We start from the raw sequence: 21,840 nt of genomic DNA on the forward strand, positions 1-21,840 counted from the left end.
ACTCGCCATCGAGCGGAGGCTGCCCCGCGCCTTCTACCGTTCCTGCCTCCGGCTCGCCAGCAGGCCTTTAGGACCGCGGGTCCTCCGTTCGCAACATAGCGATCAGGTTCGCGACCATTAGCTCCAGGTATGGCAGGGCATCGCTGGACTCGGCGACGTCGAGATCGTCCACTTGCCAATATAGGACCCGATCCGCGACGGCCGGAAAGCGGCGTTCGACCATCGATCGATGCTCCGCCTCTTTCAATCCTATGACGTATCTGCTTGCCGGCAGTCAGCTAAGGTGCACGGCTGCGGAAGTTCATCAGCATCGCTGCGGAGAAATCCCAGACACGCGGCGAGGTACCGTCAACTATTCTGACGAACGAGGAATGGCACCAGTTTTTCAAAGATTTCTGTCCGAAAGCGATCAATCTCCCAACTGAGCGCATCGCTAAATCCCGCGGCATACGCATGGATGATCGCTCGGTCCGCAGTCACTTTGGTCGCCACGCCATTTACGACCACCGAACCTGTCAGAATCTTTCCGTCCCATTCAACAGCGCGACCACAACCTACCAACATGGCAACTCCAAACACTAAAGGGTTGGTCTTATGCCGCACGAGGCAGTTATCTCACACCCGACGTTGTCGCTTGTTTGTTCGTGCTGCCGCTCATCATCCTCGTCTTGGATAAATTTTTGAGATTAGCGCAAACCAAAGCAAGGCACGACTGCGCACGACAGTCAGTTCCTTCCGATTCTCTCGATGAATTCCAACGCGGCTGGCGCAATGTCATCGAACTCGACAAAGCAGCGGCGCAGTTCATCTGCGATCTCTACGGTTACGTCACGCGACCATCCCTCCACCGTGTTGAAGACCACGATCCGAGCAGGATGCTTGTATTGACCTTCCATTATTTGGCGCATCAGCGTCGCTCGACCAGTGTCGTCTTCGGAGGTTTCGCTCCAGGCACGTCCGAGCCCACCTCCATAATCCTCGAGCACAAGATAGACGTCACGTGGATATGGATGGGGCACGATGGACGGAGAATGAGGCATGATCCCAAAACCCTGGAAATATCATCGCGATTTAATTTTCGATATTAAACTATATTAAATACGGAATTTCAATCTAATTTACAGCCGTCCGGCTGCGCTTTCGATCGGTCGAGACTGCCTATCGATCGACCCACTCCGCGGCGCACGCGCTTATGGAGGCGAGCAATAGCGAGCCGTGGGGGTAACGGCGGCGGGGATGGCAGCCCCAACGGGAAGGACGAAAGAGGCCGCTAACGATTTTCGGAGGCACGGCGGTTGGAACGGGCTCGCAGATTACCACATTTTCCCGATTTCTCTCCCAAAGTGGCGATGCAGTCAGGCCAGATTTCCCCATGCTCCAAGGCTATGGCTCGTTTGTTCGGCTTGGAACGACTTGCCGATTGCCAAGTTTTCCCGTGCCCGCCCCAAGGGGCGGCTGCCTTCACCAAGGCAGCTCGATCGCCCCAGCTTCACCGCCCTGAGGCTGGGGTCCTTTTGCTGTCTGGATAGCTGCAGACTCAGGAGGGCGTTGATGCACGGTTATAGCTCGATCCTTCTTGTCCAACGGTTGAACAACCTCGTTTGTCAACTGTCAGAGCTGGAAGATCTGCGGCTTAAAGTCCAAGAGGCGGAGCGACGCGCCTCGTCTGTGCCTGCATTGCAATCGCCGCCGAGCACTCAATCGCAGCGAGGCCAGACGCGGGGCAGCAGACCCCCGAGGAGTGACCGGAACCCGATTTAACCTGCGTTAGCGAACGAGCGTGGAAACTGTGCAGCTCGACTGCCCTGAAGGGAGTGAACTTCACAGCGTCACCGTCCCTCCAAAGGGGCTTGGAAAGGCTTCGAGGTCGAAGTGAAAGGCAAGCTCGCCACACTAAAAGGCGGGGAGGTCTTTCTGAGGCCCACCGCAATAGTGGGGGATACGTGGTAGCGGGAGAGGGACTCGAATCCCCGACATTTCGATACTTTGTTCTTGTACCGAACCAAGTGAGCCCCTTTCCGACATCAATACGAAGAGCTTGTCCATTCTCCGTTTCCCATGAGCGAGTGTAGCTTTTGGATTGCAGTACGCGGCTTTTCACGACCACATCCCCTCGCGTCCCCCTTTACAACGCGCTTCGGAGCAACCGCTCAAGCTTGCCGTTGTTAGATTTTCGTGATCTTTCGGTGCACACGTCGTGCACACGCCGCCCTCTACGAATTGGAAAATTTGAACTCTCGGCCCAGTCCATCATGGGCAAGTTTGAGCTAGCTTCAGCAATCGGCGTCCGATTGGAGCCAATCAAAGAACGTTCGTTCACTCCCCTGCCCCACCGTACGTTCAAATCGTGGAGCTGCCGCCGCTTCGACCGCAAGCGGCTTGGACTTTGCGTGCCGTGCGAGATCCGTCCTACGGGTTGCGTGGACAACCAGTGGGGCGGAAGGGGTGTCCTGTCAACCGCCCGAATGGCTCGTCTTTTCCGCCTGCGCCGGGAGCAATCTACGATCCTGATCACGGTCCTCTTCGCAACCTTGAGGCCGTGATTTTCAGCCAATTCGCGCAGTGCACCGGCCCTCGCCGGCACCCTTGTCTGCTCCGCCAACACCGGGCAGATGCGCTCCATGCACGCGAGCTCGTCCATATCGTGCTGATGCTGCCCCATGCGGCCGATCAGACTCACGCAGGCCCTGACGATCAATAGGTGGTCAGCCCCGTGCGGATCGGTGGCGGTCGGCTTTATGCCTGATCCAATGAAAAACCCCAGTGCCTTGGAGGGAGCACTGGGGTGTTCTCAAATGAATTGGTCAAGCAATGACGCCTTTGTAGCAGCCCGCGCGCTCGTCGCCTGTGAGCTAGTTCACACGTGCCCATTTCCAACCCACAACGCGCAGTAGCTAGCGGGGGCGCCTCGACCAACTAAGATTCGATAATTTGCGAGGTAACTAGGATGCCGCTTTGATAGCGGCATGTCCCGCTCCGTCCGCCGCCACACGCCGACGGCCGGCCGATCAATATCACCTTCGGCCAGATGCGCGAGATGAGCCTGCGTGGCGTCATAACGTTGCTCTCAGCGCCGATCGCTGGCCAGACGATGTTCGCTTGTCGGATATCGAGCCGCGCTTCGTTTGCGGCGGATGCAACAACCGGGGTTCTGAGGTGAGACCGGATTTCAGCAGCGGCAAGCCGCCTCGCAATGCCAATTCCTCCCGGGTGAGAGGTTCACCCGCGTCGGCGGGCCGCAATTGCAGGAAGCGCAGCATGTCAGGCCCGCCAGCAGCCGGGCCTTTTGTCGCAGGAGCCGCTCTGGTGTAGCCCTGCGGTCGATGCCGCAACGTTCCGCACGATCGGCGCGGCACCCTCGTGGTGTAGCACAGGGCCCGCCAGCGTGAACCGGCGGACCTCGAATTGCAATGAAGGGAGAGGTGCACTGAAACTTCGCGCGCTTCTGTCCTAGTATCAGTATCCTGGATTCTGTTGATTCCTCTCGGGGCTGGATCGAACCCATCGCCGCCGGGCCAAGGTATTGTTTGCCCGGCGCTGGCCTCATTTTGTTTGCCGGCTCAGGCGAGCACCTGCCAGCGTAAACCGTCAGAGCTTCAAGCAACTTTTCCCAACCCACGACAAGCGGTAGCTTGAGCGCGTTCCGAGCTACTAGGAATCGATAATTTGCGCGCTACTTGGGATGCCGCTCGGATGGCGGCACGCGCACTCGCCGATACACGAAATGGGCAGGCCATTCTCCGCCCCACAGCCCTGCGGAATGGCTCGCCGACGGCCATATGACTTGCAACATCCGATGCCTGAACGGCCGCTGCGATCGCAGGGTGGAGGTGCGGTTCGATACGCTCCCTCAGGATCAGCCGTGGTCGCGCGTCGGCGTGCGCCTGGTCTGCCCGGCATGCAGCGCTGCAGGATCTATGCATATCGTCCCGAACTGGCATGACAGTCGCGGGCAAGTCAGGCCACGCCGCCGGCATCAGGTGCGCCGTCGGGCTGGCTGGAACTGCACGAGAGCGGTACCTACATGGGGCTGCTATCAACTGGCGATGGTCTGCTCGGTCAATAGATCAGCGTGAAGGAGAACCACGCCGCGAGTGACGCGCAGAGACAAATTCCGAGATAAGGCAATGCCAAGCGCATCGGGCTTTCCCTCCGAAACGCAAATAAGAATCATTATGTCATGCTGGGACGACGACTGCTAGGAATCTTGGGTTGCAATCGCGCGCCTTAGGACCCCTCCAATGGGACGCTGTTTAACCTTCGCTGGCTCGGTTGAGCTGCCTTGAAGTAGGCGTTGGTGTCGTAGGTGCGCGCACCAACTTGGCGGGGCAGGTGGTTCAGCAATGCCTCGAAGACATGCGGGCCACGCCGAGCAGGCTCAGCCCGGTCCGGCCAGGTGCCCGCTTTGCCGGTTGCCGAGCATAGAGGCAGACGCTGCGTCCAACTCAGCAGGTGGCGTACCAGCCATCAGGAAACGATAGCAGAGGCCAGGCGCCCGTGTTGTCGTTCGCGGCCTCGGGCCCGGCGTCGATCGGCCGACTTGGCGGAGGACGCGGCGCAGGGGGCGCACCCAGCCCGCGATCATAGGGGTGCTGGTCGGAAGGTCCTGTGCTGAAGTGCACCCGGCACATTTAATATTTCACAATCAACATTTCAATACACCATTTAAATAATTAAATATTTGATTTGTACAATCGCGAAATGGTTGATAGGTTTCGTCATAGCGCCTGTATTCAAGGGCAGGACCATGTCCTTCATTTCCCCACTAGCTGATGATCGCAGGGGCCCTACTGGTGGGTGCCGACTATATCAGTGTCCTCGTCAGCGGAAGAAAACGAACAGAGTTGATCGACCTCCGGGCGAGCCGATCGATCTGCCGGCTTTGCCGCTCCTCAACTCTCATGACCCGCGGTAGCTCACGCGCGTGCCCCCCAAGAGCGAGGGTTAGCAATGGCTGTCAAAATCGAATGGGGCCTGCTTGAGGCGATGACGAACGTCCGCAACGAAGCGTGCAAGGCCCGAGACTTCATCATCCAATCCCACGATGGACACGTGCAGGGGCAGATCGTCGTGCCTGACGACGCCGATCAGTTCGTCATGGGGGCATGTGAAATCCGGCTTCTCGAACTGCTAAAGGACGCCATCAAGGAATTGGAGAGGTGAAAGCGCCGAAAATAGCAGCCTGAGCGTGTACCCAATTTGATACACGTGATCAAAGCGGGTGCCGGCCCGCCAGCGTGCACCGTCTGGAGCGCACGCTCGGCTTTGCTTCCCGTGCATGCAAACGATCACAAACTCTCGCTTCGCGTGCCTTGTTCCTTTGCTCTTCCGCCCGCACTGGAATAACCACGTTCGCTAGCGAGCTAGTGGCGTCTTCCCAATTTTTGAGAGTTGCGAGGCGCGCCCTTCATATGACGCCAAGTACCCAGGCGCCTGGTTGTCGTCGCTTGGCGGCCTTGCATTATCGGCGCCCGGATAAATCAGCGCTTGGAGCGCGCTGATTGCCTTCGGCGGGGGCCTCTTTGCGTTCCGTTTGGCTACGCTCGATTACCCCCGGGGCATAGTCACCCGAGAATCCTCTTAGGCCCGGGTTGATAACACCTCGGTGAACGAAACCGTTTGCTGAAGCCTCGAAGCACCCCGGAAACAGACCGAGCCTACGTTTGTCTTCGCGACTTAAGAGGGGATGTCAAATGATGACGCTCAAAGTGATTGTAGCTGCTCTCGGCGCGGGATTTCTGGTTTCTATGTATTCGGGAGACTTCGGCGCCGACGTCATTTTCGCAATTGCCACGTGCCTTTCGTAGTTGTGCGATTACGCACTCGCGGCCCGACGCGTCGTTGTCCGGTAACACGCGGTGGGCCTAACGCCTAACCATTCCCTGCTTTCCCCGTAAGGTTTGGCCGATCCAGCGTAGAGCGATTCTACAAGCGATGCGAAGGGGAGGCTTCACATTGAAGCCTCTGCTCATGTTGCTAAATCAAGGGGCTCAATGACGCGCAACAAGCTGCAGTTCCATTTCCGGAACTGATAGCAGCGCGAGCGGTGGCAGGACCGATAGCTTTACAGATCACTTGCTTTAATCCGCCTCGCCGCTCTTAGTGAATTTTTCAGAATGGCGTGATGGGAGGCGCATTTGCAGAATTTTCGCAAATTCCGGTTTGCCCAGCGATTGAACGAAATCGCTTCTAAGTTCTCAGAACTCGAAGACCTTCGATCCAAAATCAAAATTGCAGAGCGGCGCGCCAAGGATGCAGTACGGTCGCCTGTGACCACTCCATCGTGTTGCGGGATCAGCTTGCCAAAGCGTCCGCCCCGCCCGCTGAGTGGACGGAAACCTACTGCAGTCGATCGGTCTTGATACGCCATGACGGCGACGGGACCGACACAAGTCGTCTTAAGACTTCGATCTCGTAACCTGCTTGGATTGTCTGCATGACATGGGAGACCCGGCCGGCGCCGCCGCTCACATTCGTCAATCGCTGAATCCGATGGGACCTGGATGATGCCGATGGCAGGCGATACTCTGGAGCAGAATATGAACCCGGTCGGGCGTCTCTACTACGCTGGCTCGACCATGATCTGCCTGCCTACTTCACGATCTCAAGAAGTTGGCGCAACTCTTGGTGCACAGGCGGGTGAAGCAAAATTGCGCGAAGTCATCCACAACGGCGGGTTCTCCAGCGTGCGTCGAGCTACGGAGACCCCTTTTCAACAAACTCTTGAAGCGCGACCTTAGGCAGCTGATCGCGCTAAGTCTCCAATCAGCCGAAATCCCGGGCGATGGCCCGTCGACGGCAAGTAGACGGTCTACGCATCGCCTGGCTGAAACAACTTGTCGAAATAAAGACCGTCGTCGGACGGTCTTTATTTCAGAGGCTTGTGTGAATCGGCAGATCGCCACGTTGGCTCATGCTGACTGTAGCTCGGAGCGGCGCAAGGTCTACTTCGTGAGGTGACACGAACAATTAGCCGTCCAAGATAGCCTATGAGAGCCGACGACAGCCGGACCGCGTAGTTTACTCGATCACCTCGTCTGCGCCGGCAACGAATGCAGAGGAGAACGCGTGACCTAGCAGTTTGGCCGCCTTCAAGTTGATAACGAGTTCCACCTTCGTAACGAGTTGGACTGGAAGATCAGAAGGTTTCTCACCCAACAGTACCCTTCCAGCATAGAGCCCCGCGCGCCGATGCGATTGCATGAAATCTCCTCCATAGCTCATCAAACCTCCAGCAACGGGAAAGTCTCGGGTCTGTGTGATCGCGGACACACGATACTTTGTCGCGAGATGAGCCAACTGCGAACTGCGAAAGGCAAAGTAGGGATCGGAGGTAAATACAAGTCCACTTGCCGTGTCCTTAGCCACGGTATCAAACACCGTTTCAAATTCATCTTCCTTACTTGCGTCCAAAATATCTAATCGAACGCCCAAGGTGCCCGCAGCTGCGTGAAGCTTCTGCAATTGTGACTGTGCGGTCGGACTTGTCGGGTTGGCGACAACCGTCAGTTTCGTCGCCGTGGGCACCAGATCGCACATAAGTTCAAGCCGCTTTGGCGAAACGTCGACACTCAGGCTCGAAACTCCCGTGATGTTTCCTCCCGGCCGCGACAAGCTATCGACCACCTGTAGCTGGACGGGGTCGCCGCCCATCTCAAAAACGATTGTCTTGGTCGAACTCACAGCTTTCGCGGCAAGTGCCACGGGAGCGCCCCCAGGTGCTACGATGATATCCACATTGCGGGCGACCAGTTCGGCTGCCAACGCACGCAATCGGGAATACTCACCGCGGGCCCATCGATAGTCGATTTTTACATTGCGGCCCTCGACAAAGCCGGCTTCTCCAAGCCCCTGCTGAAAAGCCTGAAGTCGAGTGGCAAAGAGCTCGGGCGATTCTGGACAAAGATAGCCAATGACGGGCAAGGAGGGTTTCTGCGCAAACGATTTAGTTGTCCACGTCGCAATACCTGCCATCAGAAGCAGGACATCACGCCGCTTGGCACGTCTTCGTAGCGTTACCGCTCTGGAGTTGGCGCACTTCATGGCTACGATCCGCTGCCGTGGGCCGATTGCCACAGCATAGCCCTGAATGCCCAGACAGTCCTCGACGAGATTGTGCAGGCATCCGGCGGTCAGGCTCTGCTAGAGACAGGTGAAGGATATCCCGAAGATCGGAATAGCTTCGTCGAATCCTTTGATTTTGCGGTCCCCAAGCTCCTCAAGGGGCCGTTTGCCCTTGGCGGCTGCTGCGACTTCGGCGTCGATCAGAACTTCCTTGTCTGCGGCAGATGCGCACAGTCGGGCAGCGAGATTCACAACACTGCCAATGGCAGTGTAGTCGAGCCGGTCCTTGTAGCCGATCCGGCCGACTGTCGCGGGCCCGCTAGCAAGGCCGACTCCGAAACCAACGTGGTAGCCATGCGATTGCCAGCCGGCGATCAGGGCTTGCACGTTCTTCTGCATGTCGACGGCGAGATCGATTGCTCTCAAGGCAGGCTCTTCGATGGGGACTGGTGCGTTCACCAAAACCATCAGCCCGTCTCCAGAGAAGTTAATCAGCGTTGCTTCAAATTTCGCAATGACCCTGCCGAGGGTTTCATAGTACTCCGACAGTACGCTCATGACCTCTTCAGGCGCAGCTCCTGCTGAAAACGCGGTGAAACCTCTCAGATCGCAGAACACAACGACGACTTCCGTACGGCGACCGTCCAGCACACTGTCGTCGCCAGCTCTATCGACGAGATCGGCGACCTGGGGGGCAAGGAAACGCTTGAGCTTGGCTATGCGCTCCTGGTGCTGTTGTGCCTGCTCCAACTCGGAAGCCATTCTGTTAAAACTGTTTGCAAGGCGCTGGAACTCATCCCGGGTGTGGATTGAGATGCGGTGGTCAAAGGACCCGGCACCAATCTTCTCCGTGCCCTCCTCGAGCAATTTAATCGGCACCGTCATCCGGTCCGCCAGTACATAGGCCAGAATGCCTGCGAGTATGCTGCTCATTGCCAGAAGCATGACGGTCCGCCATAGGGCGGCATAGAGCGGCGCGTAAGCTTCAGATAGGGGCTGCTCGACCACGACGGTCCAATCGGGACCCTGTACGGGAGCCGCGCTGGCAGCAACATAGTGCCCCTGTGCATCCCGGCTCGTTGCGAAACCCCGCCCCGGACCTATAGCGTCCCGTATGGCGCGGAAAGGTTCGGAGGTTGCTTCTTCCGCCCCGCGCAGAACGAGGCTGATATCGGGATGGGCGACTAGGCGGCCCGATCGGTCCAGAACGAAGGCGTAGCCGGTTTTTCCAAATTTGATCGCGGAGATCACGTCCCAAATCAGCTTGAGGTTGACATCGGCGACGACAGCGCCGACAGCCGGTCGATTGCCGACAATCGACACCGTCAGGTACGGTTCGGAGCCTCGATTGTAGCTGACCTCGCTAAACCAGACCTGAGCTACCCGGGCACCAGCCAAGGCGGGATCGGCTGATCGATCCGCGCGGCTCTCAATTCGATTGAGGCCGATCCGAGAGATGTAGAGACGTTCCAGACCATTGCCGTCGAGGAGCGTAAGACTGGTGATGGCGGGCGCTTGGCGAAGGAGGCGCAACGCGTCGGTTCGCCGGCGTTCGTCGGGCTCCTCAGTCCACGGAAGCTGAACCAGCCATCCAAGCTGAGTTGTGACACCGTGGATGAAATCGTGTATTTCGGCAGCCGCAGATGCTGATTGGAGACCAAGCCACTGGTCAAGCCTCGCGCGCTGATCGCGATAGCCGAACCACCCTTCGATAACGCCGTTGAAGGCTAGCGGGATTGCGACAGCCACGAAAAGCGCGAGCAAATATTTAGGAAAGAGGCTGCGAAACCGATCTTGAGCAATCATGATCCGGTCTCCTGTACAATCAAAAATAGAGACTATCGATCAGAATAACATGTCGCTCTCTCCCCAGCGAAGTTCATTTGAGCTTTGGATTTCGCAACACCGGGGTCCCTCCTAACGCACTGACCGTGACAGCCGATTGGGCGGCGTCCGCGTATCGAACAGGCGCACAGCGTGCGCCATGCCTTCCCAGTCGATCATCCGCACCAAAGAGACAAAACACGACTGTTGCATTCCGGCCTTTAGCACCGGAGGATCGCCAGACCATCGCAACCGGCATAGTCGGACATGAGAAGGCTCGTCTAGGCTCGCCGCTTGTGACCCGAAACGGACTTCAACGACGATACGGGTACGGGAGGTTCGGCCGCAACATCTCCTTCGGGCGCGGGAGCAGCGAGTATGGCGAACTCGGGCGCGCCAGCGAGCCCGTCGGCTGCTGCCCCGAATGCAAATACAAATCCAACAACGGGAACTACCGATCAAGAACCGGGGTTGCCAATTGGCACTCCAACGCCCCAATGCTGCGCGCCGTGGTCCCCGACATGCAGTGCTACGACGTGTTCTACAAGAAGCTGATCAACGCCGTACCGCTCAAAAGCGTCACCTCGCGCTTTGCGACGGAGAAGATGAAGTCGATCACGGCGCTGCCGAGCCCGGCCCTGATGACCGAGTAAACACACACAGCTGCAGGACGATTACTCCGTACGGACAGCCCGCACAGATCGTCCGTGTGCTCGCCCTAGTATCCTATTCCAGTAGAGCGGCCAATCGGCCTGTACCATTCGGACTGCACGCTCTATCGAACGGGTAGGGATATAAAACGGAGGAGAAGTCGTGCCGCGCTGGCGATGCGGTCGATTTGGAAAACATCGCACGAGACCCATTTTGCTCTCGGCGACCACTCCGCGAAGGTCTTGGAAAATAAGTATTTTCCTTTGGTGGGCGCACCAGGGCTCGAACCTGGGACCCGCTGATTAAGAGTCAGCTGCTCTACCAACTGAGCTATGCGCCCGAAAGGCGGTTAAAAGCCTTGCGAGGCCGGTCGTTTAGCAAAGCGATCCGGGTCTGGCAAGCGATGGCACGCAAGTTTTCCAAGGGTATGCCAAGGGTTCGTCCACATCCCTCAAAAAAGCGAAAAGCCGCTGGATTCCAGCGGCTTCGCCAGGGCTGATCGCGGCAACCCTTGCGGGCTCAGAGCCGGCCCTCGCGGTCCCGGTCCGGGCCGCCGTCGCGGTCGAAACGGTCACGGTGGAAGTGGTCCATGCCGCGCTCCATCATGCGGTCCATGCCACGCTCCATGAAGTGGTGGCGCGGGCCGTCTTCGCCGCCGCCGAACGGGCCGCGGTGGCGGGTCAGCACGGCGAGGCGCCGCTTCTGGCCCTCGTCCAGGGTCTTGTAGAGCGGATCGGCGGCATCGGCGATCTTCTTCAGGGCCGCCGACATCGCCCCCATGTCCTCGGCGCGCTGCCGTAGGCGGGCAACCGGATCCTCCGGCCTGTCGGCATCTTTGTTGGCGTCCTTGCCGGCATCGCCGGCACCGGCATTCATCCGCGCATTGGCGCGGTCGATGCGCAGCTTGGCGAAGTCGCGCACGGCGGCCTCGACCGGCGGCCACAGCTTCTCCTGGTCGGCGTTGAGCTTCAGCCCGGCATGCACGGCGGCGATCCGCGCGTCGACCATGGCGGCGCGGTCTTCCGGATTCATGCGGATGTGGCGCATGTGATCGTGCATCCACGGGCGATGATAGTGGGCATAGACCGCGCCCGAGCCGGCGATGCTGAGCACGGCGATGGCGGCGATGGTGAACTTCCTCATGCGAACTCTCCTCTGGAAGGATGTCGTGAGGATGGGCGCAGCGCGGCTTACGCGCAACTTACAAGTTGGACAGGGAGCGCGTCCTTTCCAAGATGTAACGCTCCTGAATTTTCGTTCAGTCGCAATCGGAAATCATTCGCAACAAAAGGGGCTTCCGTGCCGGCACGGAAGCCCCCATTCGTCGTCCGGTCAAATCAGTTCGTCGTGCCCTTCGCTTCCTTCTGGAACTCGTCGATCAGCGGTTGGCCGATGCGGCTTGCGGCGTCCTTGTAGACCGGCTCCATCGCCTTGCGCATCGCCTCGTCCTGCTCCGGCGTGAGCTTGATGATCTCGCTCTTGCCGCTCTTCCTGATCTCGGCGAGCGCGTCCTCGTTCTCCTTCTGCGACTGCGTGTTGTTGAAGTCGGTCGCTTCCTTCATCGCTTTGGTAAGCTGGTCGCGGATATCGGCCGGCAAATCGTCCCAGAACTTCTTGTTCACGATCACGACGTAGCCGATATAACCGTGGTTGGTCTGGGTGATGTACTTCTGCACCTCGTGCATCTTCTGGGTATAGATGTTCGACCAGGTGTTCTCCTGCCCGTCCACGACGCCGGTCTGAAGTGCCTGGTAGACTTCGCCGAACGCCATCACCTGCGGCAGCGAGCCGAGCGCCTTGAACTGGGCCTGGAGCACGCGCGAGGACTGGATGCGGAACTTGACGCCCTGATAGTCGGCCGGCGTCACCAGCTTCTTGTTGGCGCTCATCTCCTTGAAGCCGTTGTCCCAATAGGCAAGGCCGGTGATGCCCTTGGAGTCCAGCAGCTTGAGCAGCCTTGCGCCGAGCGGACCTTCCGTCACCTTCCGCAGCGTCTTCAGATCGGGCAGGATGTACGGGAGATCGAACACCTCGAACTCGCGGATCCCGAGCGGGCCGAACTTGGAGTTGGACGGCGCCAGCATCTGCACGCTGCCGAGCTGGAGCGCCTCGAGCTCTTCCTTGTCCTTGTAGAGCGTCGAGTTCGGGTAGATCTCGACCTTGACCTTGCCGCCGGTGTACTTCTCGGCAAGCTCCTTGAACTTCTCCGACGCCTTGCCCTTCGGCGTGTCGGTAGCCACCACGTGGCTGAACTTGATGATGATGGGCGACTGGGCCGATGCCGGCCCGGTCAAGCCAAGTGCCAGGACCGCCATGGACGCAGCGATCGCGAAGATGCGCATAATCTCTCCCTTTGTTGTTTGGGCCACCCGTCGCGCGGGTGGCCTATCCTTATGCCGGTTGCATCAATAGCGGCTGGGAGGCGGAGCCGCTATTGGCCCTTAGCAGGGCAGGTATTCGCCGCCACATGCAGAGTCATTCCGGGGAGGTCCGTTAGGACCTAACCCGGAATCTCAAGATTCCGGGTTCTCGCTTCGCGAGCCCCGGAATGACGAACTCCGTTCGTCAGCTCGCCGCCGCGGTCGTCACGGTGTCGCGCTGGCGCTTCATGACGATCTTGTTCAGCGCGCCGAGATAGGCCTTGGCCGAGGCCACCAGCGTATCCGGATCCGCCGCGCGCGCGGTCATCGCACGTCCCTCATGCGACAGCCGGACCGAGACTTCGGCCTGCGCGTCGGTGCCTTGGGTCACTGCGTGGACCTGGTACAGCTCGAGCTTGGCTTCGTGCGGCACCAGGCGCTTGATACAATTGAACACCGCGTCGACCGGACCGTTGCCCTCGGCCTCCTCGATCTTGATCTGGCCGTCGACGTCGAGCTTCATGGTCGCGCGCTGCGGGCCATGGGTGCCGGCGATCACGGTCAGCGAGGTCAGCTTGATGCGGTCGTGCGAAGCGGCCATTTCCTCGTCGACCAGCGCCTCGATGTCCTCGTCGTAGATGTCCTTCTTGCGATCGGCCAGCGCCTTCATCCGGGTGAACGCATCTTCCAGCTGGTTCGGGCCGAGCTTGTAGCCCATCTCCTCCAGCTTGTGCACGAAGGCATGGCGGCCGGAATGCTTGCCCAGCACCAGCGAGGACTGCTTCAGGCCGACCATCTCGGGCCGCATGATCTCGTAGGTCGAGGCGTCCTTCAGCACGCCGTCCTGATGGATGCCGCTCTCATGCGCGAACGCGTTGCGGCCGACGATCGCCTTGTTGTACTGCACCGGGAACGAGGTCGCCGCCGACACCACCTTCGAGGCGCGGGTCAGCTGCGTGGTGTCGATCTTGTTCCAGTAGGGAAATTTGTCGTTGCGGACGTTGATCGCCATCACGATCTCTTCCAGCGCGGCGTTGCCGGCACGCTCGCCGATGCCGTTGATGGTGCACTCGACCTGGCGCGCGCCACCGACGACGCCGGCCAGCGAGTTCGCCACCGCCATGCCGAGATCGTTATGGCAGTGCACGGAGAACACCGCCTTGTCCGAGTTCGGCACGCGCTCGATCAGCGTCTTCATGAAGTGGGTGTATTCGTCGGGCGTGGTGTAGCCGACGGTATCAGGAATGTTCACCGTGGTGGCGCCGGCCTTGATGACGGCTTCGACGATGCGGCACAGATAGTCCATCTCGCTGCGGGTGCCGTCTTCGGCCGACCATTCGACGTCGTCGATCTGGTTGCGGGCACGCGCGACCATGGCAACCGAGGTCTCGAGCACCTGCTCCGGGGTCTTGTTCAGCTTCACCCGCATATGCAGCGGCGACGTCGCGATCACGGTGTGGACGCGGCCACGCTTGGCGAATTTCACCGCCTCTGCGCAGCGGTCAATGTCGGCCGGATGGGCGCGCGACAGACCGGCGATGATTGCGTTCTTGGAACGGCGGGCGATCTCGCTGACCGCCTGGAAGTCGCCTTCGGAGGTGATGGGGAAGCCGGCCTCGATGACGTCGACGCCCATATCGTCCAGCATCTCGGCGACCTCGAGCTTCTCCTCGAAGGTCATGGTGGCGCCGGGGCACTGCTCGCCGTCGCGCAGGGTGGTGTCGAAAATGATGACGCGGTCCTTGTCGGACTTGTTCACGGGAGCCATTTCGAAAATTCCTTTTGAGCTTTTGCGCCGACAGTCTTCTGGGCGCTTGAGGTGTCCGGTGATCTCGACCAACCCCTGAGCGCCCAGGCGCATGGCGCCCAGCCGGCCCTCAGGGGCAAGTAAGAAGGAGGCCGCCAATCAGGAGGGTGGGCAGCAGCGCGGCCGGGATCGTGGCGGCGGCCAGAGCCACCTCCCCCGAAATCCCATCGATTTGGCCGCGAATCAGCATTGCCAGACCCTTTGAGCCCTCAAATCCTCGGTCAAAACCGTTGACGGTTGGTTGCCGGGAGGCTCGATCTTCCGTTTCTAGACGAGAAATGGCAGCAACTGCAACGCCAAAAGATGGACAGAAGGGCTGACATGATCGCACCGCCGGATGCGCGGAAGGACCCGGTGCCGGTGTGTCTGGCCGATTGGACCTAGGCGAGACCGTCGAGCTACGCCGTACGGCGAGCCCGAGCCCTGCTCTCCCAGCGGTTCAGCATCTGGCCGAGCTCGCCGTTGGCGATCGGCGCAGCCTTGCCGGCGATGGCGATCTCGTTGGTATTGGCCGGTGCGTTGGCACTGAGCCAATCCGGCTCGCTGTACTCACGCCAGCGGCGCGCCTCGGCTCGCCTTTTGCGGGACACGTAGTCGCGGGTGAAATAGCCAGCCGCAAATGCAATCCCGAGCAGCAAAACCAGTACGACGACAGCGACCACAGCAAACTCCGACTTACGCCCCGGATGACGTTCTGCCAGCATCGCGCAGGAGGTCAAGGCTTGACATTTCTCCCGCTTGGCAATGTCCCCGAAGGCAGCTCCGGTAAACCCCGTCACGCCGGATGAATTTGTCGTTTCCATGTTCAATGTTGCAGCGCTTTTGCCGCCCCGATCTCGCTGAGGATGCGTACCTCCCCCTCGCAACCGTCATCGGCCCGGACTAACGTTGCCCTGCTCGGCCGGATCAACCGGCTAGCCGAACATGATCGGGAGGACGCGATGACACGCCAAAAGCAGCGTGACCAGGATGCTGCGCTTTCACGACGAACGCTCGTTCAGGGGCTCGCGCTCGGCGCCGCCGCCACAATGGTCGGCGCCGGCTCCGCGCAGGCCCAGACCGGACCGGCCGCGCCGCCGACGACGATCACCACCCCGCCACGCGATTTCGGTCCCAACGGCGCGCCGACCACCTATTTCTGGGACCCCGACGTCATCGCGGTCGATCCGTCCTTCAACGATCTCGCGCAGCCCAACACGGCGATCAAGCGTCTCTATACGGGGCTGCTGTGGGCCGAAGGCCCGGCGTGGAGTGCACAGGGCCGCTATCTGCTCTGGAGCGACATTCCCAACAATCGGCAGATGCGCTGGAGCGAAGACGACGGTCGCGTCAGCGTATTCCGCTCGCCGTCCAACAACTCCAACGGCAACTCGTTCGACTTCCAGGGTCGTCAACTCTCCTGCGAACATTTGACCCGGCGGGTGACGCGCTATGAGCATGACGGCACCGCGACCGTGCTTTGCGACAACTACAACGGCAAGAAGCTGAACTCGCCGAACGACGTCGTCGCGCATCCCGACGGCAGCTACTGGTTTACCGATCCGCCCTACGGCGGCCAGCTCTACGAAGGTGAGCCCGACGCCGCGGGCGGTCCGAGCAATTCCGGCGGCAAGCTCAATCCGCGGATTGGACAACCGGCCGGCTTCGCACCGGGCAAGCGCGAGCTGCCGACCAATTGCTATCGCATCGATCCCAGCGGCCGTGTCGATCTCGTCGTCACCGAGGAGCAGGTGCCCGATCCGAACGGGCTATGTTTCTCGCCGGACTTCAAGAAGCTCTACGTCGTCTCAACCGGCAAGGGACCCGGCGACACCGGTCCCGGCGGCAAGGGCGAGATATTCGTGTTCGACGTCGGCGCTGACAACAAGCTCACCAACCATAAGCGGTTCAGCGAGTGCGTGATCGATGGCGTGAAGTGCGGGCCGGACGGCGTGCGCTGCGACGTCAACGGCAATGTCTGGGCGTCCAGCAATGCCGGCCGTGCCGTCGGCTACAGCGGCGTCACGACGTGGTCACCGGACGGCAAGCTGCTCGGCCGCATTCGGCTGCCCGAAGTATGCGGCAACGTCTGCTTCGGCGGCCCGAAGCGCAACCGCCTGTTCATGGCCGCGAGCCAATCGCTCTATGCGGTGTACACCGCCACGCAAGGCGCAGGCCCGGGCTGAGCCCCCGCGCGAGATCGCAAGCATGGGCGTCGGCATGGACCGCCGGCGCCGGCGGTTCCCTGATCGCAATCAAGTTACGCCCCGGGCAAATCTCCGCCATCAATCCAACGAAGATTGAATACGCGCGGCAGGGCCGCAACGCGGCGCGAGGCATGATGCTCTTCGTTCCCGCGTCCGACTTGAACCGGGAGTTGCGCGATGCGCCGTATGCCAAACGACACCATCATCGTCAGCGTTGGGAACCAGCAATTCGTGACTGAGTTCGGAGACCCGGGCCTGCCGAACGACGGCCGGGGCGGCAGCGACAAGATGATCGCGACCGTCGACGGGAGCAACGCGGTCCTGACATTCGTTGGCGACGACCAGACCCTGCAAGGACATTCTCACGGAGGAAACGACCATCTCGCTGCGACCGTCACAGGCTTCGGCGACTACGCGATCCTGGACGGGGATGCGCAGGCGATGTCCGGCGACGCCCATGGCGGCAACGATGTACTTCATGTCGATGCATCCTCATCGATCTACGCGACTCTCGGCATTTCTGGCGATGCCGAAAGCGCCATGTCGGCCGACGCGAGGGGCGGCAATGACGTCGTCATTGCATCGATGGGAAACAGATCGTCCGGCACGTTCAGCGGAGACTCCGGTTCCATGAGCGATCATGCGCGTGGCGGCAATGATATCCTCAGCGTGACCCAGGTCGGCAGTTACGGCGGCGCTTCGATATCGGGCGACGCTCTCGTCTCCATGAGCGGCGATGCGGGCGGCGGCAACGACATCCTCATCTACACCGTCGGTGCCGCCGCCCAATCCGGAGGCGCGTCTCTGGTCGGAGACGCCGGCTATATGAGCGACGATACCCGTGGCGGCAACGATATCCTGATCGCGGCGGTCGACGGCAACCCGGACTCCACGTCCATCGTGCTCGTCGGAGATGCCTCGAACATGTCAGGCAATGCGCATGGCGGAGATGATATCCTCCACGGCAGCAGCCGCGACGATTTGCTGTATGGCGATGCACGGACCTACGCCCCGTTCACGGCAGGCTCGATCACGGGCGGCAACGACACGCTGAATGGCGGTGGCGGAAATGACCAGCTCTGGGGCGGACCGAACGACGACAGATTCGTCTTCGACCAAAATTCGGGTCTGGACGTGATCAACGATTTCGACCAGGGCAACAAGGCGGTCGGCAGCACGGCGCGAGAGCATGACGTGATCAATTTGCACGATTACGGCTTCGCAGACTGGGCGGCGCTGAAGAGCCTGATCAGCGATGACAGCACGGGAAACGCGGTGATCCACCTGACCGCGACCGATACGATCACGCTGGCGGCAGTCCATACCGTGGACCTCCATGCGAAGGATTTCATTGTGTAGAGGGAATTCATGCGCGTTGTGATCTGCGGCGGCGGCGTGATCGGAGCCTGCACCGCCTGGTTTCTCCGCCGCCGCGGCATCGACGTCGTCGTCGTGGAGCGGATGGACGTCGCGGCCGCGGCGTCAGGCAAGGCGGGCGGCTTTCTCGCGCGCGACTGGTGCGAGGGCTCGCCGCTCGATGCGCTGGCGCGACGGAGCTTTGCGATCCATGCGCAACTGCCGGAAGAGATCGCAGACGATTGGGGCTATCGCCCGATGACGGCTTATAGCGGCTTCGTTGCCGCCGATGGCCATCCGCGCCGGGATGCACCGTCCGCGCTCGGCTGGCTCAGCAACGGCGTCATCATCGCGCAGCGCATCGGCACGATGGAGACCACTGCGATCGTTCACCCCAAAAAATTCACCTCAGCCGTGATGAATGCGGCGCTCGCGCAAGGCGCCGAGCTTCGCACCGGCCAGGTGACCGGCATCATGCGCGATGCGGACGGCACGACCGCGACGGGCGTCGAGGTCGACGGCCGCATCGTCGAGGCGGACGCCGTCGTGATCGCGATGGGACCATGGTCGTTGCTCGCCGCGCAATGGATGAGCCTGCCCGCCGTCTATGGCCAGCGCAGTCCGAGCATCGTGTACGACACCGGCACGGATGTGCCGGGCGATGCGCTGTTCCTGGATTACGAGGAGAATGGCAGTGCCGTGTCGATCGAGGTCTTTCCTCGCGCTGACGGCAGCACGCATATCACCGCGCTCTCCGACATCGCGCCGCTTCCGCTCGATCCGGCGGCCGTGACGCCGGACCACGATGCGATCGCGCGCCTGCAGACCATGTCCGAGCGGCTGTCGCCGCTGTTCCGCGCCGAGAAAATCATTGCGCGACAGGCCTGCTTCCGGCCGGTGACACAGGACGGCCTGCCGCTGATCGGCAAGGTGCCGCGAAGTGAAGGTCTTTATGTTGCGACCGGGCACAATGTGTGGGGCATCCTGAATGCGCCCGCCACGGGCGAGGCCATGGCGCAACTGATCGCGGAAGGTGCGACGCGCAACGTCGACATCTCGGCATTCGATCCGGCCCGCCTCGAGCCGCTCGATCCATCGCTGCTGCGAGCGCGCTGAGCCGACGCAAACGGCATCGCAATCCAACGATTGGGTTGCTGCGCGCGTGCGATAGCTGCGCATGCCTACCAACGAAATCTGCATGACTGCGCGTGAAACGGGTCCGGCAGCTTTCCTGCCAGCTATTTGCGCAGCGCTAGACTTTAGTCCGTGCCTCACAATCCTGAACGCGGTTTCACTTGCCGAGAATGTCTCCGCCGGTATAGTCGCGCGCATAATGGCTCATAAGAGGCCTGTTAAGGGAGAGAACAAGATGAAGAAACCGCTCTCTGTTGCGTTGCGAATAACATTCGGTACCGCCGCGGCCGTTGTGTTGATGAACTCAGGCGCGGCACTCGCGGCCGACTCGATCAAGATCGGTGTGATCGCGGAAGCGCAGGCGATTGCCGGCGCCTCCATCCCTCAGGCGGCACAGCTCGCCGCCGACGAGATTAACGCCAATGGCGGAGCCGAGGGCCGCAAGATCGAGATCGTCTCTTACGACAATCACTCGTCCTCGGCAGATTCGGTGCGCGCGTTCCAGCGCGCGGTGAACGAGGACAAGGTCAACGCGGTCATCGCCAGCTACATCAGCGAGGTCGTGCTGGCGCTGGAGCCCTGGGCCTCGCGGCTGAAGACGCCGTTCGTCACGCCCGGTGCAGCCTCCAACGAGATCAGCAAGAGCGTGCATGCCGACTATGAGAAGAACAAGTACACCTTCCACGGCTATCTGACCTCCGCCGCGCTGGCGCTTTCTGTCTGCGACGGCGCCAAGGACCTGCTGGTCGACAAGATGCACATGAAGACCGCGGTCATCATGAGCGAGGACGCCGCATGGACCAAGCCGCTCGACGTCGGCTACCAGGAATGCCTGCCCAAGATCGGGCTGAAGGTGCTCGACCACATCCGCTTCTCGCCCGATACCACCGACTTCACGCCGATCTTCAACAAGATCGAAGGCTCCAAGCCCGACGTGATCATCACCGGCATCTCGCATGTCGGCGTGCAGCCGACGGTGCAGTGGAAGAACCAGCAGGTGCCGATCCCGATGTTCGGCATCGCCTCGCAGGCCACCAACGAGACTTTTGGCAAGGACACCAATCAGGCGGCGGAAGGCGTGCTCTACCAGGGTGTCTCCGGTCCAGGCGTCGCGGTGACGCCGAAATCGGTGCCGTTCGCCGAAGCCTTCAAGAAGAAGTTCGGCAACTACCCCTCCTATGCCGGCTACACCGCCTATGACGAGGTCTACTACATCGCCGACGCCGTGAAGCGCGCCGGCTCGACCGACGCCGACAAGCTCGTCGATGCCTTGGAGAAGACCGACTGGGAAGGCACGATCGGCCGCGTGCAGTTCTACGGCAAGGACGATCCGTTCACGCACTCGATCAAATACGGCAAGGGCCTGATCACCGGGCTGATGCTGCAATGGCAGGGGGGCAAGCAGAGCGCGGTCTGGCCCAAGGAAGTCGCCAAGGTCGACATCAAGTTCCCGAGCTTCATCAAGCTCTCGAACTAGCAGGACACGCTCCCGGGACCAACTCCCGGGAGCTTCCACATGCGGCTCCCGCCGCACGTGGCTCCAGCAACATCGTCTCTCATCAATCAGATTGCCAACCCTAGATGCGTGCTTTCCAGATTCTGATCGATGGCTTTGCCATCAGCGCTCTCTATGCTCTCGGTGCCACCGGTTTCACGCTGATCTTCGGCGTCTCCGGCGTCCTCAATCTCTCCCACGGGGCCATTATGGTGGCGGCAGCGGTGGCGGCCTGGGCCGCCGCCAGCATCCTGAATGTCGGCACCTATGCCGGCGCACTGATCGGCGTCGGTGTCGCCCTCCTCACATCCTTCGCGACTTATTTCGCGGTGGTGAAGCCGATCCAGGACTCCCGGCGCATCCCGAATGAAGAGAAGGAGATCTTCGTCCTCACCGGCACGCTGTTGTGGGGGATCATGATCCAGGAGGTGATCGCTTACTTCTTCACCAACAACGCCAAGACCGTGCTGCCGATCGTCGAGGGCGTCGTCGAGATTCTCGGCGTACGCACGCCCAGGAACGAGATCTTTACCGCGATTGTGTGCTGCTTCGTCATCGCGCTGTTGTGGCTCCTGGTGAACCGCACCCGCACCGGCAAGGCGGTGCTGGCGGCCTCGATGAACCCGCGCGGCGTCACCCTGCTCGGCCTCGAGCTAACCAACATCTACGTCGTGGTGTGGGCGATCTACGGCATTCTCGCCGGCATCGCCGGCGTGCTGCTCGGGATGTTCCTCGGCGTCAGCTCCTACAGCGTCGGACCGCTGACCGCGAGCGCGTTCTCGATCGTCGTGCTCGGCGGTCTCGGCAGCGTCTCCGGCTCGCTGATCGCGGCCTTTGTGGTCGGCTATCTCGAAACTCTCACGGCCTATCTGGTCTCGCCGGCCTACCGCACCATTCCGGCGCTGCTGCTGCTCGTGTTCGTGATGTACATCCGGCCCCAGGGCCTTCTGGGGAGGCGCTGAG

General features: G+C 60.7%; 15 protein-coding genes, 1 tRNA gene and 2 pseudogenes. 8 read left to right on the plus strand and 10 right to left on the minus strand.

The features are described from left to right. Positions 1-348 precede the first annotated feature (348 nt). From AC0L3P_RS25830 to AC0L3P_RS25840, 3 genes are all read right to left on the minus strand, one after another. Positions 349-603, minus strand: coding sequence for a hypothetical protein (locus tag AC0L3P_RS25830; RefSeq protein WP_473306191.1), 255 nt, complete (start codon positions 601-603; stop codon positions 349-351). Between the two features lie 122 nt (positions 604-725). After that, positions 726-1,040, minus strand: coding sequence for a hypothetical protein (locus AC0L3P_RS25835; protein WP_083926448.1), 315 nt, complete (start codon positions 1,038-1,040; stop codon positions 726-728). A 2,013-nt stretch (positions 1,041-3,053) separates the two neighbouring features. Next, the gene (locus tag AC0L3P_RS25840) at positions 3,054-3,260 is read right to left on the minus strand and encodes a hypothetical protein (RefSeq protein ID WP_473306196.1); all 207 of its coding nucleotides are present in this window, start codon (positions 3,258-3,260) and stop codon (positions 3,054-3,056) included. A gap of 1,690 nt (positions 3,261-4,950) precedes the next feature. Between AC0L3P_RS25840 and AC0L3P_RS25845 the strand changes: the two genes are divergently transcribed. Both AC0L3P_RS25845 and AC0L3P_RS25850 read left to right on the plus strand, forming a co-directional pair. Further along, positions 4,951-5,163, plus strand: coding sequence for a hypothetical protein (locus AC0L3P_RS25845; RefSeq protein ID WP_275173764.1), 213 nt, complete (start codon positions 4,951-4,953; stop codon positions 5,161-5,163). A gap of 1,239 nt (positions 5,164-6,402) precedes the next feature. Next, positions 6,403-6,740: pseudogene (locus AC0L3P_RS25850) on the plus strand (SAM-dependent methyltransferase); the annotation flags it as partial. 280 nt (positions 6,741-7,020) lie between these two features. On the opposite strand, the gene AC0L3P_RS25855 reads toward AC0L3P_RS25850, so the two are convergent. Both AC0L3P_RS25855 and AC0L3P_RS25860 read right to left on the minus strand, forming a co-directional pair. Then, a complete protein-coding gene (locus AC0L3P_RS25855) occupies positions 7,021-7,974 on the minus strand; it encodes an ABC transporter substrate-binding protein (protein WP_473306220.1) in 954 nt (317 codons plus the stop codon). A gap of 168 nt (positions 7,975-8,142) precedes the next feature. After that, entirely contained in the window at positions 8,143-9,870 is a 1,728-nt protein-coding gene (locus tag AC0L3P_RS25860; RefSeq protein ID WP_473306200.1) for a cache domain-containing protein, read from the minus strand. 515 nt (positions 9,871-10,385) lie between these two features. Between AC0L3P_RS25860 and AC0L3P_RS25865 the strand changes: the two are divergent. Then, positions 10,386-10,541 (plus strand): annotated as a pseudogene (locus AC0L3P_RS25865) (transcriptional regulator); the annotation flags it as partial. A 262-nt stretch (positions 10,542-10,803) separates the two neighbouring features. Here AC0L3P_RS25865 and AC0L3P_RS25870 read toward each other — a convergent pair. The 5 genes from AC0L3P_RS25870 to AC0L3P_RS25890 all read right to left on the minus strand — a co-directional run bounded on the left by AC0L3P_RS25870 (position 10,804) and on the right by AC0L3P_RS25890 (position 15,368). Continuing rightward, positions 10,804-10,879: transfer RNA gene (locus AC0L3P_RS25870), tRNA-Lys, on the minus strand. A 179-nt stretch (positions 10,880-11,058) separates the two neighbouring features. After that, complete coding sequence (locus AC0L3P_RS25875) at positions 11,059-11,682, minus strand: Spy/CpxP family protein refolding chaperone (protein ID WP_473306202.1); 624 nt, start codon at positions 11,680-11,682, stop codon at positions 11,059-11,061. Positions 11,683-11,876: 194 nt separating this feature from the next. Continuing rightward, positions 11,877-12,881: a TRAP transporter substrate-binding protein gene (locus tag AC0L3P_RS25880; RefSeq protein WP_354208896.1), complete on the minus strand. Its 1,005-nt coding sequence runs from the start codon at positions 12,879-12,881 to the stop codon at positions 11,877-11,879. A 223-nt stretch (positions 12,882-13,104) separates the two neighbouring features. Then, positions 13,105-14,667 (minus strand): 2-isopropylmalate synthase, encoded by a 1,563-nt coding sequence (locus tag AC0L3P_RS25885; RefSeq protein WP_354208897.1) that lies wholly within the window; start codon positions 14,665-14,667, stop codon positions 13,105-13,107. A 437-nt stretch (positions 14,668-15,104) separates the two neighbouring features. Next, positions 15,105-15,368 (minus strand): hypothetical protein, encoded by a 264-nt coding sequence (locus AC0L3P_RS25890; protein ID WP_354208943.1) that lies wholly within the window; start codon positions 15,366-15,368, stop codon positions 15,105-15,107. Positions 15,369-15,647: 279 nt separating this feature from the next. Here AC0L3P_RS25890 and AC0L3P_RS25895 point away from each other — a divergent pair, with 279 nt between their 5' ends. The 5 genes from AC0L3P_RS25895 to AC0L3P_RS25915 all read left to right on the plus strand — a co-directional run bounded on the left by AC0L3P_RS25895 (position 15,648) and on the right by AC0L3P_RS25915 (position 21,839). Then, positions 15,648-16,871 carry an SMP-30/gluconolactonase/LRE family protein gene (locus AC0L3P_RS25895; protein WP_354208898.1) on the plus strand — a complete coding sequence of 408 codons (1,224 nt, stop codon included), beginning with the start codon at positions 15,648-15,650 and terminating at the stop codon, positions 16,869-16,871. 198 nt (positions 16,872-17,069) lie between these two features. After that, a complete protein-coding gene (locus AC0L3P_RS25900; RefSeq protein WP_473306205.1) occupies positions 17,070-18,251 on the plus strand; it encodes a calcium-binding protein in 1,182 nt (393 codons plus the stop codon). 9 nt (positions 18,252-18,260) lie between these two features. Further along, a complete protein-coding gene (locus AC0L3P_RS25905) occupies positions 18,261-19,364 on the plus strand; it encodes an NAD(P)/FAD-dependent oxidoreductase (RefSeq protein ID WP_473306208.1) in 1,104 nt (367 codons plus the stop codon). 316 nt (positions 19,365-19,680) lie between these two features. Continuing rightward, on the plus strand, positions 19,681-20,859 hold the full coding sequence (locus AC0L3P_RS25910; RefSeq protein ID WP_473306223.1) for an ABC transporter substrate-binding protein: 1,179 nt from the start codon (positions 19,681-19,683) through the stop codon (positions 20,857-20,859). A 104-nt stretch (positions 20,860-20,963) separates the two neighbouring features. Then, positions 20,964-21,839, plus strand: coding sequence for a branched-chain amino acid ABC transporter permease (locus tag AC0L3P_RS25915; protein ID WP_247358895.1), 876 nt, complete (start codon positions 20,964-20,966; stop codon positions 21,837-21,839). Position 21,840 lies beyond the last annotated feature (1 nt).

It is taken from the genome of Bradyrhizobium sp. WSM4874, from assembly GCF_055811835.1.